The sequence below is a fragment of the Arthrobacter endolithicus genome, from assembly GCF_026627425.1.
In the GTDB taxonomy this organism is placed as follows: Bacteria; Actinomycetota; Actinomycetes; order Actinomycetales; family Micrococcaceae; genus Arthrobacter_M.
In genome coordinates, this window is sequence record NZ_JAPNLH010000002.1 from 141,916 (window position 1) to 159,826 (window position 17,911).

General features: G+C 64.0%; 16 protein-coding genes. 3 read left to right on the forward strand and 13 right to left on the reverse strand.

Translation table 11 applies throughout. The features are described from left to right. Positions 1-35 precede the first annotated feature (35 nt). The 11 genes from aroB to OS914_RS02500 form a co-directional block, all read right to left on the reverse strand. Positions 36-1,127 carry a 3-dehydroquinate synthase gene (gene aroB / locus OS914_RS02450; RefSeq protein WP_267544477.1) on the reverse strand — a complete coding sequence of 364 codons (1,092 nt, stop codon included), beginning with the start codon at positions 1,125-1,127 and terminating at the stop codon, positions 36-38. A 91-nt stretch (positions 1,128-1,218) separates the two neighbouring features. Continuing rightward, entirely contained in the window at positions 1,219-1,767 is a 549-nt protein-coding gene (locus OS914_RS02455) for a shikimate kinase (protein WP_267544623.1), read from the reverse strand. Beyond that, positions 1,767-2,966 (reverse strand): chorismate synthase, encoded by a 1,200-nt coding sequence (gene aroC / locus OS914_RS02460; RefSeq protein ID WP_267544478.1) that lies wholly within the window; start codon positions 2,964-2,966, stop codon positions 1,767-1,769. Before aroC ends, OS914_RS02455 begins: the two co-directional genes overlap by 1 nt. Positions 2,967-3,008: 42 nt before the next feature. Next, entirely contained in the window at positions 3,009-3,857 is an 849-nt protein-coding gene (locus OS914_RS02465; protein WP_267544479.1) for a shikimate dehydrogenase family protein, read from the reverse strand. Between the two features lie 59 nt (positions 3,858-3,916). Then, complete coding sequence (locus OS914_RS02470; RefSeq protein ID WP_267544480.1) at positions 3,917-5,122, reverse strand: endolytic transglycosylase MltG; 1,206 nt, start codon at positions 5,120-5,122, stop codon at positions 3,917-3,919. Continuing rightward, positions 5,119-5,724, reverse strand: a complete 606-nt coding sequence (ruvX, locus tag OS914_RS02475; RefSeq protein WP_267544481.1) for a Holliday junction resolvase RuvX — start codon at positions 5,722-5,724, stop codon at positions 5,119-5,121. Before ruvX ends, OS914_RS02470 begins: the two co-directional genes overlap by 4 nt. An 8-nt stretch (positions 5,725-5,732) precedes the next feature. Then, on the reverse strand, positions 5,733-8,414 hold the full coding sequence (alaS, locus tag OS914_RS02480) for an alanine--tRNA ligase (RefSeq protein WP_267544482.1): 2,682 nt from the start codon (positions 8,412-8,414) through the stop codon (positions 5,733-5,735). Between the two features lie 41 nt (positions 8,415-8,455). Beyond that, positions 8,456-8,719 (reverse strand): hypothetical protein, encoded by a 264-nt coding sequence (locus OS914_RS02485; RefSeq protein WP_267544483.1) that lies wholly within the window; start codon positions 8,717-8,719, stop codon positions 8,456-8,458. A gap of 61 nt (positions 8,720-8,780) precedes the next feature. After that, positions 8,781-9,158 (reverse strand): DUF948 domain-containing protein, encoded by a 378-nt coding sequence (locus OS914_RS02490; protein ID WP_267544484.1) that lies wholly within the window; start codon positions 9,156-9,158, stop codon positions 8,781-8,783. A 222-nt stretch (positions 9,159-9,380) separates the two neighbouring features. Next, a complete protein-coding gene (rpsD, locus tag OS914_RS02495) occupies positions 9,381-10,007 on the reverse strand; it encodes a 30S ribosomal protein S4 (RefSeq protein ID WP_267544485.1) in 627 nt (208 codons plus the stop codon). Between the two features lie 387 nt (positions 10,008-10,394). Then, on the reverse strand, positions 10,395-11,810 hold the full coding sequence (locus OS914_RS02500) for a replication-associated recombination protein A (RefSeq protein WP_420713853.1): 1,416 nt from the start codon (positions 11,808-11,810) through the stop codon (positions 10,395-10,397). Between the two features lie 235 nt (positions 11,811-12,045). Here OS914_RS02500 and OS914_RS02505 point away from each other — a divergent pair, with 235 nt between their 5' ends. Both OS914_RS02505 and OS914_RS02510 read left to right on the forward strand, forming a co-directional pair. Next, positions 12,046-12,720, forward strand: coding sequence for an acVLRF1 family peptidyl-tRNA hydrolase (locus OS914_RS02505; RefSeq protein WP_267544486.1), 675 nt, complete (start codon positions 12,046-12,048; stop codon positions 12,718-12,720). A gap of 189 nt (positions 12,721-12,909) precedes the next feature. Then, positions 12,910-13,194: a hypothetical protein gene (locus tag OS914_RS02510; protein ID WP_267544487.1), complete on the forward strand. Its 285-nt coding sequence runs from the start codon at positions 12,910-12,912 to the stop codon at positions 13,192-13,194. 307 nt (positions 13,195-13,501) lie between these two features. Here the strand turns inward: OS914_RS02510 and aspS are convergent, their stop codons facing one another. Further along, positions 13,502-15,274, reverse strand: coding sequence for an aspartate--tRNA ligase (gene aspS / locus OS914_RS02515; RefSeq protein WP_267544488.1), 1,773 nt, complete (start codon positions 15,272-15,274; stop codon positions 13,502-13,504). 223 nt (positions 15,275-15,497) lie between these two features. Continuing rightward, complete coding sequence (gene hisS / locus OS914_RS02520; RefSeq protein WP_267544489.1) at positions 15,498-16,865, reverse strand: histidine--tRNA ligase; 1,368 nt, start codon at positions 16,863-16,865, stop codon at positions 15,498-15,500. A gap of 188 nt (positions 16,866-17,053) precedes the next feature. On the opposite strand from hisS, the gene OS914_RS02525 reads away from it, so the two are divergent. Then, positions 17,054-17,869, forward strand: a complete 816-nt coding sequence (locus tag OS914_RS02525) for a peptidylprolyl isomerase (RefSeq protein ID WP_267544490.1) — start codon at positions 17,054-17,056, stop codon at positions 17,867-17,869. The last annotated feature ends 42 nt before the right edge of the window (positions 17,870-17,911 follow it).

The window sequence follows — 17,911 nt, forward strand, 5'->3', positions numbered from 1 at the left end:
GAATCCTGCATAGGCCAGCCCTGATATGCAATGGGTCAGGACGCTATTTCCTGATAGGCGGCGAAGAGTAGCGAGGCGTCCGGGACGTCCAGAATTCCAGGCTTGGCGACGTCATCCAGCACGACGAAGCGCAATAGGTCCCCTCGGGCTTTTTTGTCCCGGCGCATTCCGTCCAACAATCCCTGCCACCTGTCCCGGCGGTACGTCACGGGCAATCCAAGTCCCTGCAGGATGCTGCGGTGCCGGTCCGCTACCTCGTCGGAGAGCCGCCCAACGCTTCGCGCCAGCTCCGCTGCGAACATCATTCCCACGGAGACCGCGGCGCCGTGCCGCCAGGAATAGCGTTCAACAAGCTCGATAGCATGACCCAAGGTGTGCCCATAATTGAGAATCTCGCGCTGTCCCTGCTCTGTCAGGTCTGCTGAAACCACCCGCGCTTTGACTGCAATCGACCGTTCAATAAGCTCGCGCAGCGTTGCCGAGGCCGGGTCTTTTACCGCATCGGGGTTCTTTTCGATCAACGTCAGAATGTCCGGGTCAGCAATGAACCCGCATTTAACCACCTCGGCCATCCCGGACAGGAGCTCGTTGGGAGGCAACGTCGCCAGCGCATCCAAATCCGCCAGTACCGCGGCGGGTGGATGAAAAACACCTACTAGGTTTTTCCCCTCGGCAGTGTTAATTCCGGTTTTTCCTCCAACAGCGGCATCAACCATGCCCAGCAGGCTGGTCGGCAGGTGAATGACCTTGACGCCGCGCAGCCAGGTCGCAGCCACAAAGCCCGCAACGTCGCTGACTGCCCCGCCGCCCACCGAGACAATAGCGTCGGAGCGGGTGAAGTCGTTCTGCCCGAGCACTTGCCAGCAGAATGCGGCAACTTGGATGTGCTTGCCCTCCTCGGCGTCAGGGATTTCCGCCGTCAGAGCGGTGAAGCCAGCGGCGGCAATATCGTCCCGGACCGTGTCGCCCGTCAATCGCAGGGCGCGGGGGTGGATCACCAGTACCCGCCGAACACGCTCTCCGAGCAGCGCCGGCAGTTCCGAGAGCAGACCGTTACCGACGACGACGTCGTAGTTGTCCGCCGACTGGCTGCCGGTGATTTTGATGGTTGTCACTGCCGAGGCCACTTTTTACCACTCTCTTGAACTTTGCTTGTGTCCGACGCTGCATCGTCAGGCAGCTGGATAGGTTTGGATTTTCGCTCCGCCTTAACGCTGTTCACCTCTGCCGCAACACAGCGATCAACTCCCGTACCAGTAAATCCACGGTACCTGCGCGCACATCCAAGGTCACATCGGCCAACGCCCGGTATACCGGACCCCTGTCGAGGGCAAGTTGCCGCCAGCGCTCCACCGGGTCCTCTGCCAGGAGCGGGCGGCCGCTGTTGCGCAAAATCCGGCCTCGCACGGTCTCCAGGTCGGCGTCCAGATGGATGACGGTGGCGTCGGCCAGCAGTTGAGCGGTCCCGGTGTCCAGCACGGCCCCTCCGCCCAAGGACAGAACGACCGGCCGCTGCCTCCCGGCGGCCAGGGCGTCGGCTATCACTTTGGCCTCGATCCGGCGGAAGAAATTCTCCCCGCGCCCGCTGAATATTTCAGCGATACTCCCGTACTTCTGCACGATTTTCTGATCGGTGTCCACAAATTCCAACGCCAGCGACTTGGCGAGTTCCTGGCCGATGGCGGACTTCCCGACGGCCATCGGGCCGATCAGGACCAGGGTTCGAGGCGGAACAAACCGCCCCCCCTGCGTGCCCGTCGCCGGCATCACAGGCCCAGCGAGTCCAGAGCCTGCGGGATGTTGGCCAGATAGGTTTGCTGGTTCCGTGCGGTTTCGTCAATCGAGTCGCCGCCAAATTTTTCCATCACGGCCTCCGCCAGGACCAGCGCCACCATGGCCTCGGCCACCACGCCGGCGGCCGGTACGGCACAGACGTCGGAGCGTTGGTGATGTGCCTTGGCCGGTTCTCCGGTCGCCACATCGATGGTCCGCAATGCTCGGGGAACGGTGGCAATCGGCTTCATGGCAGCGCGGACACGCAGCACATCTCCGATGCTCATGCCGCCTTCAATGCCGCCGGCACGGTTGCTGGTGCGCGCAATGACGCCGTCGCCACCGCGGACGATTTCATCATGGGCCGCGGAGCCGCGCCGCCCGGCGGTCCGGAACCCGTCTCCAACCTCGACGCCCTTGATGGCCTGGATTCCCATCAACGCCCCGGCCAGCCGCGCGTCCAGCCGACGGTCCCAGTGGACGTAGCTGCCCAGCCCCGGTGGCAGGCCGTAGGCCAGCACCTCCACGATGCCGCCGAGCGTCTCGCCCTCCTTGTGGGCCGCGTCCACCTCCGCCACCATCGCGGTGGACGTTTCGCTGTCAAAGCAACGCAGCGGGTCAGCATCGAGTCCCGCTACGTCAGCTGGAACTGGCACGGCGGCGCTTTCCGGGACAGCTACCGCCGCGATGGCCACCGTGTGGCTGACCAGCTTGATCCCGAGAGCGCCGAGCACCTGTGCCGCTACCACGCCAAGGGCCACGCGCGCCGCCGTCTCCCTGGCGCTGGCTCGTTCAAGCACCGGACGCGCCTCATCGAAGCCGTACTTTTGCATGCCGGTAAAATCGGCGTGGCCGGGACGGGGACGGGTGAGCGGGGCATTGCGTGCCTGCTCGGCCAGCAGCTCCGGCGCGACGGGGTCGGCAGACATTATCTGCTCCCACTTGGGCCATTCCGAGTTGCCGATTTGAATCGCCACCGGGCCGCCCTGCGTCAGACCGTGCCGCACGCCGCCAAGGATAGTGACCTCGTCCTGCTCAAACTTCATCCGGGCGCCGCGGCCATATCCCAGCCGGCGCCGTGCCAGCGCGTCACGAATGAGCGTACTCGTCAGCTCAACTCCAGCGGGCACGCCCTCGATAATTCCGACAAGTGCCGGGCCATGGGATTCTCCGGCGGTCAACCAACGCAACATAGTTTCCATCCTGCCATGCCAGCGTCTCCACGCGCCGCACTTCTACCGCCGGGATACGCCTAAAGCGTCACACATCACATTGATGACTTCGGCCGTGATATGGACTCGGTCGTCGGTAAAGAGCCGTACCTGTTCCACCCCTTGATAGAGCAGCATCTCGATCCCCGGCACAATTGTGCCGCCGTTTCGTTGCCAATGGGCCGCCAGCACGCTGGGCCACGGATCGTACGCAACGTCGAGCAGCAGTTTCCCGGCAAGGGACGACGGCGGCACGAGGGCTGCGAGCGGATCGGCCGCCCGCGGGGGCAAAGTGGAGATGACGACGTGGTAGCTCGACAGCGCCGCCGCGGCATCTTCCCACCTCCGCACCCGGCAATCGAGCCCGACGGCGGCGCCGACGTCGACCGCCTGAACGTTCCCGGGCCGTCCGGCCGTACCTGTGCCGCGGACAAAAATGTCAGCCGCCGGCGCACCAAGTTCCTTTAGAGCCGCCACAGCGGAGACGGCCGTCCCGCCACCCCCGAGGATGGCCGAGGTGGGCGCCCGGCCGATTCCGGCGAATCGAAGGGCATTGACGATGCCGGTGACGTCCGTATTATGGCCCACCAGCCGCTGACCGCCCGGAACCGACCGGTCGACGACAACGGTATTCACCGCACCGAGACTGGCCGCGGCTGGATCAACGGCATCCAGCAGCGGCAGTATCGCCGACTTCAAGGGCATCGTCACCGACAATCCGTACCAGTTGCGCTCCGCCCGTACCCGGGCCAGAAGAGGTTCCAGGTCGGAAACCGCGGTGTCAATCGCTGAGTAAAGGTACGGGAGTCCGAGCAGGGCGTAGGCGGCACTATGCAGCGCCGGCGAGCGGGAATGCCCGATCGGATGGCCCAATACGGCTCCATGAAGTGCTGCACCTGACCTCGGGACCGTGTTATCCCGGGAGGACCGAACTACTTGCATTTCCCGGCGTTCGCATCGCACCAGGCCTGGTACTTGGCCACGTTTTTCAAATGGTCCGCATAGGTGGTTGCGTACAACGTCTCCCCGGTGGTCAGATTGACCGTTACCCAGAAATAGTAGGGGTTATCCTGTGGATGCGCGGCGGCATTTATCGCCTTGGCCGCCGGTGAGCCAATCGGTCCTACCGGCAGGCCGGGATTGGCAAAGGTGTTATACGGGTTACTGGCATCCTTCTTCTGCGCATCGGTGATGTTGTACGTTTTCAGGCCAAGTCCATAAGCCACGGTTGCATCGGATTCCAGCCGGCCGCCGGTCTCAGCGTTCGGATTATGCAAGCGGTTCTCGATGGCTCCGGAGATCAAGGCGTAGTTGGCTTCGTTGCCCTCAAACTCAATAATGCTGGCAATTGTCAACACACGATACTGATCGGCCGGATCGGTGACGCCGTCCTTGACCAGCGTGTCCTTGGTGGCCTGGACCAGCTGGGCCAGAATCTGTTCCGCTGTCATCTCGGTCGGGAAACGGTACTCCCCCGGCGTCAGGTAGCCTTCCAGACTTTTGGCTGCGGTCGGAAGTCCGAAGTTGGCCGGAGTCTTGGCCAGGGCCGTAAACGTTGACTCGTCAATGCCGGTGGACTTGGCCAGCAGCGCCAGAACCTCCGGCTGCCGCAGGTTTTGGTCAATGGCGGCATAGTGGACCTTGTTATTGTCCGGCGCCAGCAGCACCGATACCGCGTCGGAGGCTTTCATCTCAAGCTTGAGCCCGAACGACCCGGGCTGAATCAGCGTGTTGCCCTTCGCCGCGCTCAGCGCGTCCAGGACCGCGGACTCGCTTGCTGCGACGCCCTGCGCAACCAGACCTTCGGCCACTATGCGGCCGGTGGCGCCGGTCGGGACGATGAACGTCACTGTTCCATGGCCTGGCCCTGGATAATCCTTCGCGCTAGTCGCCGACAAGATCGGTCGCACGGCTTGGAGAGCGAAGAATGCCACGGTGACAAAGACCGCAAGAACGAGCAGGAAAATGACCGTCCGACGGCGGCGACGGACCCGTTTGGAGGCCCCCCGGATACGTCGGCTCGCCTCCTGTTCAGCTGTGGGCGCATTCAGCTGCTCCGTCTGGCCGCCACGGTGGTGCGGCAGCGGATCCCCGCCGGAGCCTCCGGACTCGGGCCGATCCCCGAAAATCTGGCTCAAATGGATCGTCCTTGGTCGGGGCTGTTAGGGCTACTACCGTTCTCCGAGCTGATGACGCCGTCCTTCGCTTGGGGCGAATTCCCGGCACACCCCAACGCGCCGCTCCGCCGTCCTGTGACTATGGTTCCGGCACTACTGCCGCGTGATTTCTCGATGTCAAGGGCATGCTGCAAAATTCCCACCGCCGCCACCTGATCCACTACTGTACGATGCCGGCGGCTGCTCATGCCAGCGGCCCGCAGCGACTGGTGAGCTGTGACGGTACTGAGGCGTTCGTCCACCATCCGCACCGGCACGGGGTATTGAGCAGCCAGCAGCGCATCCGCCAGTAGCTGGGCATAGCTGCGGGCCATCTGGGCCGACGCCCGTTCCTGCCCGCTCATGGTCCGCGGCAACCCAACGTAGATACACACCACGTCCCGCTCCCGCGCTTCCCGCACCAGGACCCGGACATCGTGATTCTTCTTGGTGTCCCGGTTCAGCGTCCGCACCGGCGTCGCCAAAATGCCGTGCGGATCGCAGGACGCCAAGCCAACCCGCACGGTACCTACATCCACCCCCAGTTTTACGCCGGGCAGGGGGCCGGCATCTGATTCGGGCATGAGGACCCTTAGGACCGCTGCTCGATCGCCCCGGCGACGGCAGCAAGTGCGGCCGGTACCTTGGCCGGCTCGCTGCCACCACCTTGGGCCACATCATCCTTGCCGCCTCCGCCGCCGCCGAGGATTCCCGCAGCGAGCTTGACCAGTGCGCCGGCCTTCACCCCCGCCTCCCGGGCTGCTTCATTGGTGGCCACCAGCACCATCGGACGCCCGTTGGCAACGCCAGCCACGGCAACCACGGCGGCAGCAGAGCCGAGCCGGTTCCGCAGATCCAGCGCCAGCGTCCGGAGGTCATCCGCGCCGCCAACCGCGCCGCCGTCGTGCGCGATCACCTGCACACCCGCGAGGGAACGAGCCGTCCCGACCAGTGCGGCCGCCTGAGCCGCCAACTGATCCTTACGCAGGCGCTCAAGTTCCTTCTCCGCCGTCTTCAGCTTGTTCAGCGTCGCCGCAAGCCGCTCCGGCAAGAGATTTGAGGGGACGTTGAGCATATCGCTGAGCTCGGTGACGAGCGCGCGCTCGGCGGCCAGATGCCGGAAGGCGTCCATCCCAACGAATGCTTCAACGCGCCGGTTGCCCGAGCCGACGGACTGGTCCCCCAGCAGCGTCAGGCTGCCAATCAACGAGGTGTTGGCGACGTGAGTTCCACCGCAAAGCTCACGCGACCAGGCGCCGTCGATCTCCACAACCCGCACGTCACTGCCGTAGTTCTCGCCGAACAAGGCCGTGGCGCCCAAGGCCTTGGCATCGGCCAGCGCCATGACGTTGGTATCCACGCGGTAGTTATTCCGAATGGCAATATTGGAGACTTCCTCGATCTCGGACCGGGTGGCGGAGCTCAGCCCCTCGCCCCAAGAGAAGTCAAAGCGCAGGTATCCGGCCTTGTTGAACGAACCGCGCTGCAGCGCCTCCGGGCCCAGAATCTGGTGCAGCGCGGCGTGCACAATATGGGTGCCGGTGTGCGCCTGCTCCGCTGCGTGCCGGCGCTGCCGGTCCACCGCCGCACGGACCATGGCGTCCGCGGGCATTTCGCCCTCACGGACTATGGCCTTGTGTACGCTCAGCCCCTTGACCGGCCTCTGCACGTCCAGAACCTCAGCGACAAATCCGTCTCCGCTCAGCAGCCCGGTATCGGCGGCCTGGCCGCCGGCCTCGGCATAGAACGGTGTCTGTGCCAGCACGATTTCAATTTCGTCTCCGGTGGAGGCATGCGCCACTTTCCGGCCGCCGGACAGGATCGCGCGGACGCGGGATTCCCCGTCCAACTCGTCATACCCGGTGAAGACGGTTTGTCCGCCGGCCAAAAGTTCATTGAAGACGGACAGGTCGGCGTGGCCGCTCTTCTTGCCGCGGGCATCGGCCTGCGCACGCTGGCGCTGTTCAAGCATCAGGGAGCGGAACCCTGCCTCGTCCACAGCCAGGCCCGCTTCTTCGGCCATTTCCAGGGTCAGATCGATGGGAAAACCATAGGTGTCATGCAGCGCAAAGGCCTCCGCGCCGGAGAGCGAGGTTCCGGCGGCCTTGGACTCGGTGACGGCCTCCTCCATCCGGGCCGTTCCGCTGGCGATGGTGCGCAGGAACGACTTCTCCTCCGCATAGGCGATCCGGGCGATCCGCTCAAAATCGGCCTCGACCTGGGGGTACACGCCCTTCATGGCGTCCCGGGATGCCGGCAGCAGCTCCGGCAGGCAGGCTCGTTCCACACCGAGCAGGCGCATCGCGCGGACGGCACGGCGGATCAGCCTGCGCAGCACATAACCGCGGCCTTCATTGGAGGGGGTGACGCCGTCGGAAATCAGCATCAGTGCCGAACGGATATGGTCCGCCACCACCCGCATCCGCACATCGTCGGTGTGGTGCGGGTCGGCAGCGGTCTCGGCGCTGGTGTATTCCTTGCCCGAAATGGCCGCCGCGGCGTCGAGCACCGGCCGGACCTGATCCGTTTCATAGAAATTCTCTACGCCCTGCAGGATCAGGGCCAGGCGCTCCAGCCCCAGCCCGGTATCGATGTTCTTCTTGGGAAGCTCACCGGCGATGTCAAAGTCTTCCTTGCTGCGGACCTCGGCGAGCTGGTACTGCATGAAAACCAGATTCCAGATCTCGATGTACCGCACGTCATCGACCGCCGGTCCGCCTTCCGGGCCATATGCCGGGCCTCGATCGTAGTAGATCTCCGAGCACGGACCGCCGGGGCCGGGCTGCCCCGTATGCCAGTAATTGTCCTTTTTGCCCATCCGCTGGATACGGTCCGCGGGGAGTCCGGCAATCTGCTGCCACAGCGCGGCTGCCTCATCATCATCCAGATAGACGGTCACCCACAGGCGGTCCTTGTCCAGACCGTAACCCCCGTCGCTGATGCTGCTGGTCAGCAATTCCCAGGCAAAGCCGATCGCTTCCTTCTTGAAATAGTCGCCAAAAGAAAAGTTGCCGCACATCTGGAAAAAGGTGCCGTGCCGCGCCGTCTTGCCAACCTCTTCAATGTCGCCGGTTCGGATGCACTTCTGCACACTGACGGCCCTGTCATACGGAGCTTCCTCGCGCGCGGTGAGGTACGGGATGAAGGGCACCATTCCGGCAACCGTGAAAAGAAGTGAAGGATCACTGGAAACCAGCGACGCGGACGGAACCGCTGTGTGAGCCTTACTGGTGAAAAACTCGATCCATCGGCGTGCGATTTCCTGCGACTGCATGACCCTGGGGGACCCTTCGTTAATGTCTGGCGAAAAAGAGACTAAATTGACGGCCCGACGGCGGCGCGACGGCCGGTTGCACCCGCCGGGTCAGTGGCGTCCAGGCCAAGCGCGCCGCGCAAATCGCCTTCACGCTCGCTCATGCCCTCGCGTACCGCGTCGGCAAAATTATGAATACTGTCGCTGAGCTGGCCCACAGCCCGGTTCAGCCCCGCCGGACCCAGCGCCCCGCGTGCCTGCGTCACCTTACGGACGGCGATGGCGCCAATGGCGATGCCCATGCCGAGCCAGAAAATCTTCTTCATATTCCGGTAGCTCCTTGGTCTGTGCCAGCTCCTGAGGGCCGCTGGCGTACTGAGATGCTCTCTAGCGGCTGCGCGAATGCCTGGATGTCTTAGCGCGTCGGCCGGCCACGGCCGAGCGGACACCGTAGGAGAACGCCGCTACCTTGATCACCGGTGAACCGAGGGTAGCTGCCAGCAGAGAGGACAAGGCGGAGATATTAGCCGTCGCGTCCGAAACGTTGGTGGAAATACCGTCCACCTTCTGCAGCTGCGCGTTCGTGGTGGACACCGTAGCGGTCACCTCGTCGATCAGAGGCGTCGTGCCCTCACTCAGCGTCGCTATGGTGCGCCGGACTTCGTCGAAGACCCGGCCGAGCTTAAACACCGGGACTGCCAATATCGCTACCAGCACGGCAAAAACGCCTGCCGCTATAAGGCCTGCAATGTCTCCACCGGACATAGGTGAGAGCCTCTTCTCTTGTGCGTAAAGGAAAAATTGCGTCGTGCTTCGTTAAGTACCTTACCCACAAAGAAGCCCGCGGCGTGTGCCACGGGCTTCTCTACAGGCTACCAGCCGTCCGTTTCCCCGTCGCGGTTTCCCGCCAACGAGGCCTCACGCCAAAAGAACCCAGCGCGAGTGGAACTCAACCGATTATCAGCGTGCGTAGAACTCGGCTGATGATTAGCGCGAGTAGAACTCAACGACCAGCTGCTCTTCGCAGGTCACCGGGACTTCGGAGCGCTTCGGGCGGCGGACCAGGCGAGCCTGGAGGCTTTCCAGCTTGACGTCCAGGTAGGCCGGCACCATCGGAAGCACATCGCGGTGCGCACCGGCGGCGGCAACCTGCAGCGGGACCATGGTCTCGCTGCGCTGGTGCACGTGGATGAGCTGGCCCTCGGCAACACGGTAGGACGGGCGGTCCACGCGGGCGCCGTCAACCATGATGTGGCGGTGTACTACCAGCTGGCGGGCCTGAGCGGTCGTGCGGGCAAAGCCGGCACGGAGCACCAGGGCGTCCAGACGCATTTCCAGCAGCTCGACCAGGTTTTCACCGGTCAGGCCCTTGGTGCGCTTGGCTTCCTCGAAGGCACGGGTCATCTGTGCTTCGCGGATGCCGTACTGGGCACGCAGACGCTGCTTTTCGCGCAAGCGCACGGCGTAGTCGCTGTCCTGTTTCTTGCGGGCACGGCCATGCTCACCGGGACCGTACGGGCGGCGCTCGAGGTACTTAGCTGCCTTGGGGGTTAGAGCAATGCCAAGGGACCGCGAGAGGCGGGCCTGGCGGCGGGCACGTAGGGTGTTAGCCACGTTGTCCTTCCACTGTTCATGCGGTAAAGCTCGCTGTCTTCGTCTAAGAGCTTCTGGCCGGACGGTTAATACCGTCCAGTGTCTGCCGAGTCGGTGGAAGATCAGTGCTTTGGTTGTGTTTCCGGCCTCCATCGTGGAGAGCTAGGGCTACCGCTGCCCGTTGCTGCAGCCGCTGGGCATACCTGCATCGCTGAACCAGGGCCGGATCGACGGATCGAACCGGCAAAAAAGTCAGGAGGGGCAACAGGTATGGAGCCAAGGCTTGCCAGTGCAGCCACAATTCTAGCAGTCATTGGCCGCGCTGTTTTCCGGCCGACCCACAGCGCGGAGGGAGTGCGCCGGGGTGCGGGAGCGCGCAGGGTGGGCGCGCGGGTGCGCCGGACAGGGTCACTCTTTTTTGGGCCTTGACCGGATGATTCCCCGTAGTCGTGCAAGCCGCACAGAGATTTCGCGCTCCGAGCCGTTGCCAGTGGGGCTGTAGTAATCCCGGCCCACCAGGTCATCCGGGGGGTACTGCTGGGCAGCGACCGAATGTGGCTCGTCGTGCGAATAGATATAGCCCTTGCCGTGGCCGAGCTGTTTGGAGCCGGGATAATGGGCATCCCGCAATGCGGCCGGAATCATCGTCCCAAGCCCGGCGCGGACGTCAGCAATGGCAGAGTTGATTCCCAGATAGGCTGCATTCGATTTCGGCGCCGTGGCCAGGTGAACCACGGCTTCCGCCAAAACGATGCGGGCCTCCGGCATCCCGATCAGCGCAACTGCCTGAGCGGCGGCAACCGCGGTCTGCAGGGCGGTCGGATCTGCCATGCCAATGTCTTCCGCGGCGGAGATGATGATCCGACGCGCCACGAAGCGCGGGTCCTCGCCCGCCTCCAGCATCCGCGCAAGGTAGTGCAGTGCCGCATCAACATCGGAGCCTCTGATGGACTTTATGAACGCACTAATGACGTCATAGTGCTGATCCCCTGCCCGGTCATAGCGAACGGCGGCCGCATCCACGGCCCTCTCGGCGTGGCCAAGGTTCACCAGCACAGTGTGCTGTCCAGGCTCCGGCGCTGATCCGGCATCTGCTGCGCGCTCAGCTCCGCCGCCATCGTCGGGCCGTTCCGCTTCGTCAGCGCCCGGCGCGCCGTCGCCGACACCGACGCCGACATCGTCGCCGTCGGTGTCGGCATGCGCCACGCCGGCCGCAGCCTCCAAGGTCGTCAGGGCACGTCGCGCATCGCCGCCGGCCAGCCGCACCAGGTGATCCAGAGCTTCGTCACTGAGCCGAACCTTGCCGGCCAGGCCGCGGGGATCGGCCACCGCCCGAAGCACAAGGTCACGGACGTCGTCGTCGGTCAGCGGCCGCAATGTGAGCAACAGTGAGCGGGAGAGCAACGGCGCAACGACGGAAAATGAGGGATTCTCGGTCGTGGCGGCGATGAGCACCACCCACCGGTTTTCCACGCCGGGCAGCAGCGCATCCTGCTGGGCTTTATTAAAGCGGTGGATCTCGTCCAGGAACAACACGGTGGTGCGTCTGTAGAGATCCCGCGCGGTCAGCGCTTCATCCATCACCCTGCGCACGTCTTTGACCCCGGCGGTGATTGCCGAAAGCTCAACGAATTTCCGCCCCGGACCTCTGGCGATCACGTGCGCCAGCGTCGTCTTCCCAGTCCCGGGAGGACCCCATAGGATCACCGAGCTCGGTCCCGCCGGACCGGACTGCCCGGCGCCCGCCGCCAGCAACTGCAGCGGGGACCCCGAGCCAAGCAGGTGTTGCTGCCCCACCACCTCCTGAAGACTGCGCGGACGCATGCGCACCGCCAGCGGGCTTCGCGGCCGGCCCGGTTCGCCCACGCCGCGTGGTTCCTGCTCCGCTGCGTCTTCCGCATCCCGACCGTCAGAGAGGTCAGCCCCGCCAACCGGATCGGAGGAAGAAGGAAATGCGCCGTCAAAGAGATCTGTCACCAGCTAAGGCTATCTTCACCGCCGAAACGAGCCAGAGCACCGCCGTGTCAGTCCGTGTGGCTGCACGGGTAGGCTCGTATAAATGGCGACCCAATCCCGCACAACCCTGGTTTCCGCCGAGCGGCTACCGGGCTGGGCGGAGCGGTTCGCGGCCGCGCACGGTGCGCTCCGCTGCGACCAGCACGACGACGGACTGCACCTGAGCGCGGCGGACGGCAGCACAGCTCTGCTTCATGCGCCGTGGCCTGCGGCCGGGCGGCCCGGCAGGGGTGCCACCGAGCTGCAGAGACTTGCCTCCCTGGCAGCACAAAGCCGCACCGTCGCCGTCGTTCTGATCCGCAGTGGCGGCTACGCGCTGGGATTATGCCGGGACGGCGAGGTGTTGGTTTCCAAAGCGGGCAGCGGGTTCAGCCAGTCGCGCTCCGGCGCCGGAGGCTCGTCCCAGCAACGCTCTGCCAGACGGCGCGTCAACCAGGCCGATGCCATGCTGGAAAGAGTTGCCGAATATGCCCAGCTCCTTTTCAGACCGCAGCCACCAGGGACGGGCACTGACATTACCAATATTGGCATCGCCGAATATTTGGTCTTGGGTGGCGACCGAGCACTGACCTCGCTCTTGATGGCCGAGCCCCGGGCCGCCTTCCTGGCCAGACTCCCGCAGCTGAGGTTTCTCGACGTTCCCGACCCCAAGGCTGCGGTACTGAAAACTGCTGCCCGCGAAGTGCAGGCTATCCGCATTCGCGTCACGGACTCTTAGCGCAGAGCCCAGCAACAACCGGCGGTGGCCACCGGCAGGGCTTCGCGCGGTGCACCTGGCTCCCGGCAGAAAGACCAACCCTTGCAGAACCGAACACCACAATCTATAGTCAAAGACGGCTAAGCAGAGGCCATGAAGCTTTTTTGCCTTGGAGTTTTTGTGGACCACAAACTGGGTGTCACTGTTCGTATGACCATTGCACCGCCGGCAGTCACCATCGATGTCAGGGGCTGCCTCACGCTCTCTGGCGTGAATGCACTGCTTCCCATCGTTCGGCGGGCCGGCCGGATCATCGACGGCCCGGAAATTACGGTCGACATTAGCGCCGCACAGCACATCGACACACCCGCGTTGAAGTACCTGACCTTCCTGGCAACCGGCTTGGGATCCGAGCCCTTCACCGTGCTGGCCCCGGACCTGGCGCCTACCTGGCCCTACGCGGCACAACTCCTCAGCTACGGGTCAGCGGCATGAGCGGTGCGAGCGCACTTTTTCAGCACCCGGTTTGGGGGCCCTCACCCACCCAGCTCCCAGCCGACCTCTCAAACCTGAGCATGCTCGAATTGGGCACCTTGACGAACCGACTCTTCAGGGAGTTAGACCGCATTAGCCCCGATCCCGGGACCCGGACGGACTACGACAGGATTGTCACCGAATTGGAGTCACGGGAAGCAGCGGACAGGATCGCGCAAGGCCCGTCCCGATCCTGAGGCGGGGGGCTTCCTCCAAGGCATGGAAGCCCGCCCGCCTTAGCTGTGCCGGCCTCGGCTGTGTCGGTGAATCAGCTTGCGGGCTTGACCTCGGGCTTGAAGTCGACGCCGGCTTCCTTGCGCTGCTGGGCGGTGATCGGGGCAGGAGCGGCAGTCAAGGGATCGTAGCCGCCGCCGGACTTCGGGAAAGCAATGACGTCGCGGATCGAATCGGCACCGGCGAGCAGCGACACGGCACGGTCCCAGCCGATGGCAATTCCGCCATGCGGCGGTGCTCCGAATTTGAATCCGTCCAGCAGGAAACCGAACTTTTCCTGGGCTTCTTCGGGAGAGAGCCCCATGACCTCGAAGACCCGTTCCTGAATGTCACGGCGATGAATACGGATGGAGCCGCCACCAATCTCGTTTCCATTACAGACGATGTCGTAGGCATATGCCAATGCGGCCTGCGGATCAGTGTCGAAGGTGTCCATGAACTCCGGCTTGGGAGACGTGAAGGCATGGTGCACGGCCGTCCATGCGCCGCCGGAGATGGCCACATCCCCGGATGCCTCTGCCGTTGCCGCGGATTCGAACATCGGTGCGTCCACGATCCAGACGAACGCCCAGTCTGCTGGGTTAATCAGTCCGGTCCGGTGCCCGATCTCCACGCGCGCCGAGCCCAGCAGTGCCCGGGAGGGCCCCACTTCTCCGGCGGCGAAGAAAATGCAGTCTCCGGGCTTCGCCCCCACTGCCTCCGCCAGGCCGGCCCGCTCCGCATCGGTGAGGTTCTTTGCCACCGGACCGGTCAGTTCGCCGTCGTCCTTGAACAAAACGTAAGCCAGGCCCCTGGCGCCGCGCTGTTTGGCCCATTCCTGCCACGCGTCCAGCGTCCGCCGCGGCTGCGAGGCCCCGCCGGGCATCACGACGGCGCCAACGTAGGGAGCCTTGAAGACGCCGAAGTCCGTGTCCTTAAAGAAGTCCGTCAGCTCGGTCAGCTCGAGGCCAAACCGCAGATCCGGCTTGTCCGAGCCGTACTTCTCCATCGCGTGCCAGTACGTCATCCGCTGGATCGGCAGCGGAATTTCCACGTCGATCAGCTTCCAAAGCGCCGATACGATGCTCTCTCCCAGTGCGATGATGTCATCCTGGTCCACGAAACTGGCCTCGACGTCCAGCTGGGTGAATTCCGGCTGCCGGTCCGCGCGGAAATCCTCGTCGCGGTAGCAGCGGGCAATCTGGTAGTACTTCTCGAATCCGCCCACCTGTAGCAGCTGCTTGAACAGCTGGGGCGACTGCGGCAGGGCGTACCAGGATCCTGGAGCCAATCGGGCCGGGACTACGAAGTCACGCGCACCCTCCGGCGTGGAGCGGGTGAGCGTGGGGGTTTCGATTTCGACGTAGCCCTGCTCGTGCAACAGGTTCCGGGCCACGCGGTTAGCTTCGCTGCGCAGGCGCAGGTTCCGCTGCATATTCGGCCGGCGCAGATCCAGGTAGCGGTGCTTGAGCCTGGCTTCCTCGCCCACTTCGACGTGCTCGTCAACCTGGAACGGCAACGGTGCCGCCTCGTTGAGCACCGTCACCGTGTCAGCGATGACTTCGATGTCCCCGCTGGCAAGATTGGGGTTCTCGTTGCCCTCCGGGCGCTGCTGAACGGTCCCGGTGATCTGCAGCACGTACTCATTGCGCAGTGCGTGGAAAACCTCTTCCTCACGCACCACGATCTGGGCAATTCCGGATTCATCCCGCAGATCCAGGAACGCAACGCCACCATGATCCCGACGTCGGGCAACCCAACCGGAGAGGGTTACAGTTTGTCCGATGTGCTCGGCCCGCAAGGAGCCAAGGTCATGTGTGCGCAGCACAGCATTCCTTTCAATGGTTGGGCCGTAGAAATCCAGCGTTCAACTCTTCTGCGGTCCAAGGGCAATTGCCGATGATAAGTAGGTTATGGCGAAGCGAGACTCCGGCCGTCTTAGAGTTTACCGTTGAATGCGCTGGCCTCCGCGTCGGCCCCATTTCCCAACGGGGTAGCAGCAACTGCAGCCAAATCGCGGAAGGTGTGCCGCTGCTGCTACCTAGTTGGGATCAGAGGGCGGGAGGGGCGACGGCGACGCTCGGCTGAAGGTCCTCGGTCGGCGGTGCCCAGCTGGCCGGGTCCGCCGCCGCTTGGTCACCGCTGCGGATGTCCTTGACTTGGTGGCTGCCATCCTCGGCGGTAAACCAGACGAACGGTATGCCCCGGCGGTCCGCATATTTGATTTGCTTGCCGAACTTCTCTGCTTTGGCCGCCACCTCTGTGGCAATTCCCCGATCGCGCAGCACCGAGGCGACATCCTGGGCCTGCGGCCAGCTGTCATCATTAGCGAGAGTTATCAGAACTGCCGTAGGAACACTGCGTGAGGCAACGGCAAGCTGCTGCCCCACAATGCGCGATACCAGCCGAGTGACTCCGATGGACAACCCCACACCGGGAAAGCTCCTATTGCCTTTCACGGCCAGCGACTCGTAACGGCCGCCGGAGCAAATTGAGCCAAGGTTTTCGTGCCCCACCAGCACCGTCTCGTAAACCGTTCCGGTGTAATAATCCAGACCGCGGGCAATGCTCAGGTCCGCCTCGACGGAACCGGGAGCGCGCAAGGCTGCGGCGGAGACCACCTGCTGCAATTCGCTGAGCCCTTGTTCGAGCAGTTCGTTAGTGATTCCCAGGGCGCGGACCTGCCCTACAAAGGACGTATCCTCGGTCCGGATCGAGGCCAGCGCCAGCGCTGCCCGTGCCTGGCTGTCCGTGGCGCCGAGCTCGGCCTTAAGCAGGCCCGCGACAGCCTCGGCGCCGATCTTGTCCAGCTTGTCGATGCTGCGCAGCACTCCGGCGGTGTCCGCCAGCCCGATCCCGCGGTAGAACCCCTCGGCCAGCCGCCGATTGTTCACCCGCAGTTTAAAGGCCGGAATTGGCAGGGCGGACAGTGCCTCCACGATCACCAGCGCCAGCTCAACGTCGTAGCGGAAGGGCAGCTCGCCGTCGGCCACCACATCAATGTCCGCCTGGGTAAACTCACGGGCCCGGCCGTCCTGGGGCCGCTCCCCGCGCCAAACCTTCTGAATCTGGTAGCGCCGGAATGGGAACGCGAGGTAGCCGGCGTTTTCCACTACATAGCGGGCAAACGGGACGGTCAGATCGAAGTGCAGGGCCAGCGCGGCATCTGCTTTGGCGTCCGATGTGGATTTGGCGTCGGCACCGGGCTCCTCTTCCTGCAGCCGGCTTAGCCGGTACACCTCCTTGTCGATCTCCCCCTTGCGCAGCAGCTGACCGACGGTTTCCACGGCCCGGGTTTCAATCGAGGAAAACCCATGCAGTTCGAAGGTGCGCCGCAGGGTGTCCAGCACGTGGAGTTCCACCAGCCGTTCCTGTGGCAGCCACTCGGGGAAACCGGACAGTGAGGCGTTGCGTGCCATGGGTGAAGCTCTCCTCTTCGAAACGGACGAAGCCGGTCAATAACCGCCAAGCACAGCGGTTTATCAGGGTCTTCTACGATTTTCGCGACAGCTACATGGGTACACTGTCTGCGGCAGCCATTTTATCCGGTTCAGCGGCGCCCCACCCAACCACGGGCAAAAATTGGATTCACAAGGAGAGCAGAACTGTGCCGAGCACCAACCGTGACGCGCGCGAGCAAAAACGCCGTATCTCCAGCATGGAAGCCAAACGCAGCCTCCGGGAGCAGCAGGCGAAACGCCGGAAGCGGGACAACGTCGCCGCCGCAGTGGCAATCGTTGCCGTCGTCGTGCTTGCCGTTGTGCTGCAGCTGACGGTCTTCAGTCACAATCCGACGGCGGATCAGACCGCCGCCGTCCAGGCTCCACTCGATTCCAGCCCGTCGCCATCGGCACCGGCGTCTGCCGGCGCCACCAGCTCTGCAGCCCAGACGAACTCCCCCGGCGTTCCGCCGGCTTCTGCCGCTGCCGGGAAGACATTCACCGGCTCACTGAGCCTCAACGGCGCCCCCATGGGCGTTGAGATCGATGGCACAAAGGCTCCGCAGGCCGCGGCGGTCTTCAAATCCCTCGCGGATGAAGGCTTCTTCAAGGGCCTGTCCTGCCACCGGCTGACCGATGCCAATAATTTCGGCGTCCTGCAGTGCGGGTCAAAGGCCGGGGACGGCGCCGGCGACCCCGCGTATCAGTGGGGCCCGGTGGAAAACTCTCCGGCCGACGGCAAATATCCAGCCGGGACGATCGCAGTAGCCCGCGGCAGCAGCACCTACAGCAACGGGACGCAGTTCTTCATTGTGTATAAGGACACCGTTCTTCCGCAGACCGATGGTGGCTACACGATCATGGGCAAGGTGACCTCGGGCCTTGATGTGGTGCAGAAGATTGCGGCTGCCGGCATCACCGGCGGCTCGACCGATGGGGCCCCCGTGACGCCTGTAACGATAGACTCGTTTACGCTCAAGTAAATTGAGCGGCAGTGGCATCCAGCAGTGCAAGATAATCCTCCA

Coding starts and splice junctions, on each gene's coding strand:
- ruvX (WP_267544481.1), bottom strand. CDS start 5,724: ATGCCCGAATCAGATGCCGGCCCCCTGCCCGGCGTAAAACTGGGGGTG.
- hisS (WP_267544489.1), bottom strand. CDS start 16,865: ATGGCACGCAACGCCTCACTGTCCGGTTTCCCCGAGTGGCTGCCACAG.
- OS914_RS02490 (WP_267544484.1), bottom strand. CDS start 9,158: ATGTCCGGTGGAGACATTGCAGGCCTTATAGCGGCAGGCGTTTTTGCC.
- aroC (WP_267544478.1), bottom strand. CDS start 2,966: ATGTTGCGTTGGTTGACCGCCGGAGAATCCCATGGCCCGGCACTTGTC.
- OS914_RS02505 (WP_267544486.1), top strand. CDS start 12,046: ATGGCGACCCAATCCCGCACAACCCTGGTTTCCGCCGAGCGGCTACCG.
- OS914_RS02500 (WP_420713853.1), bottom strand. CDS start 11,810: ATGCGTCCGCGCAGTCTTCAGGAGGTGGTGGGGCAGCAACACCTGCTT.
- OS914_RS02455 (WP_267544623.1), bottom strand. CDS start 1,767: ATGCCGGCGACGGGCACGCAGGGGGGGCGGTTTGTTCCGCCTCGAACC.
- OS914_RS02485 (WP_267544483.1), bottom strand. CDS start 8,719: ATGAAGAAGATTTTCTGGCTCGGCATGGGCATCGCCATTGGCGCCATC.
- OS914_RS02510 (WP_267544487.1), top strand. CDS start 12,910: ATGACCATTGCACCGCCGGCAGTCACCATCGATGTCAGGGGCTGCCTC.
- alaS (WP_267544482.1), bottom strand. CDS start 8,414: ATGCAGTCGCAGGAAATCGCACGCCGATGGATCGAGTTTTTCACCAGT.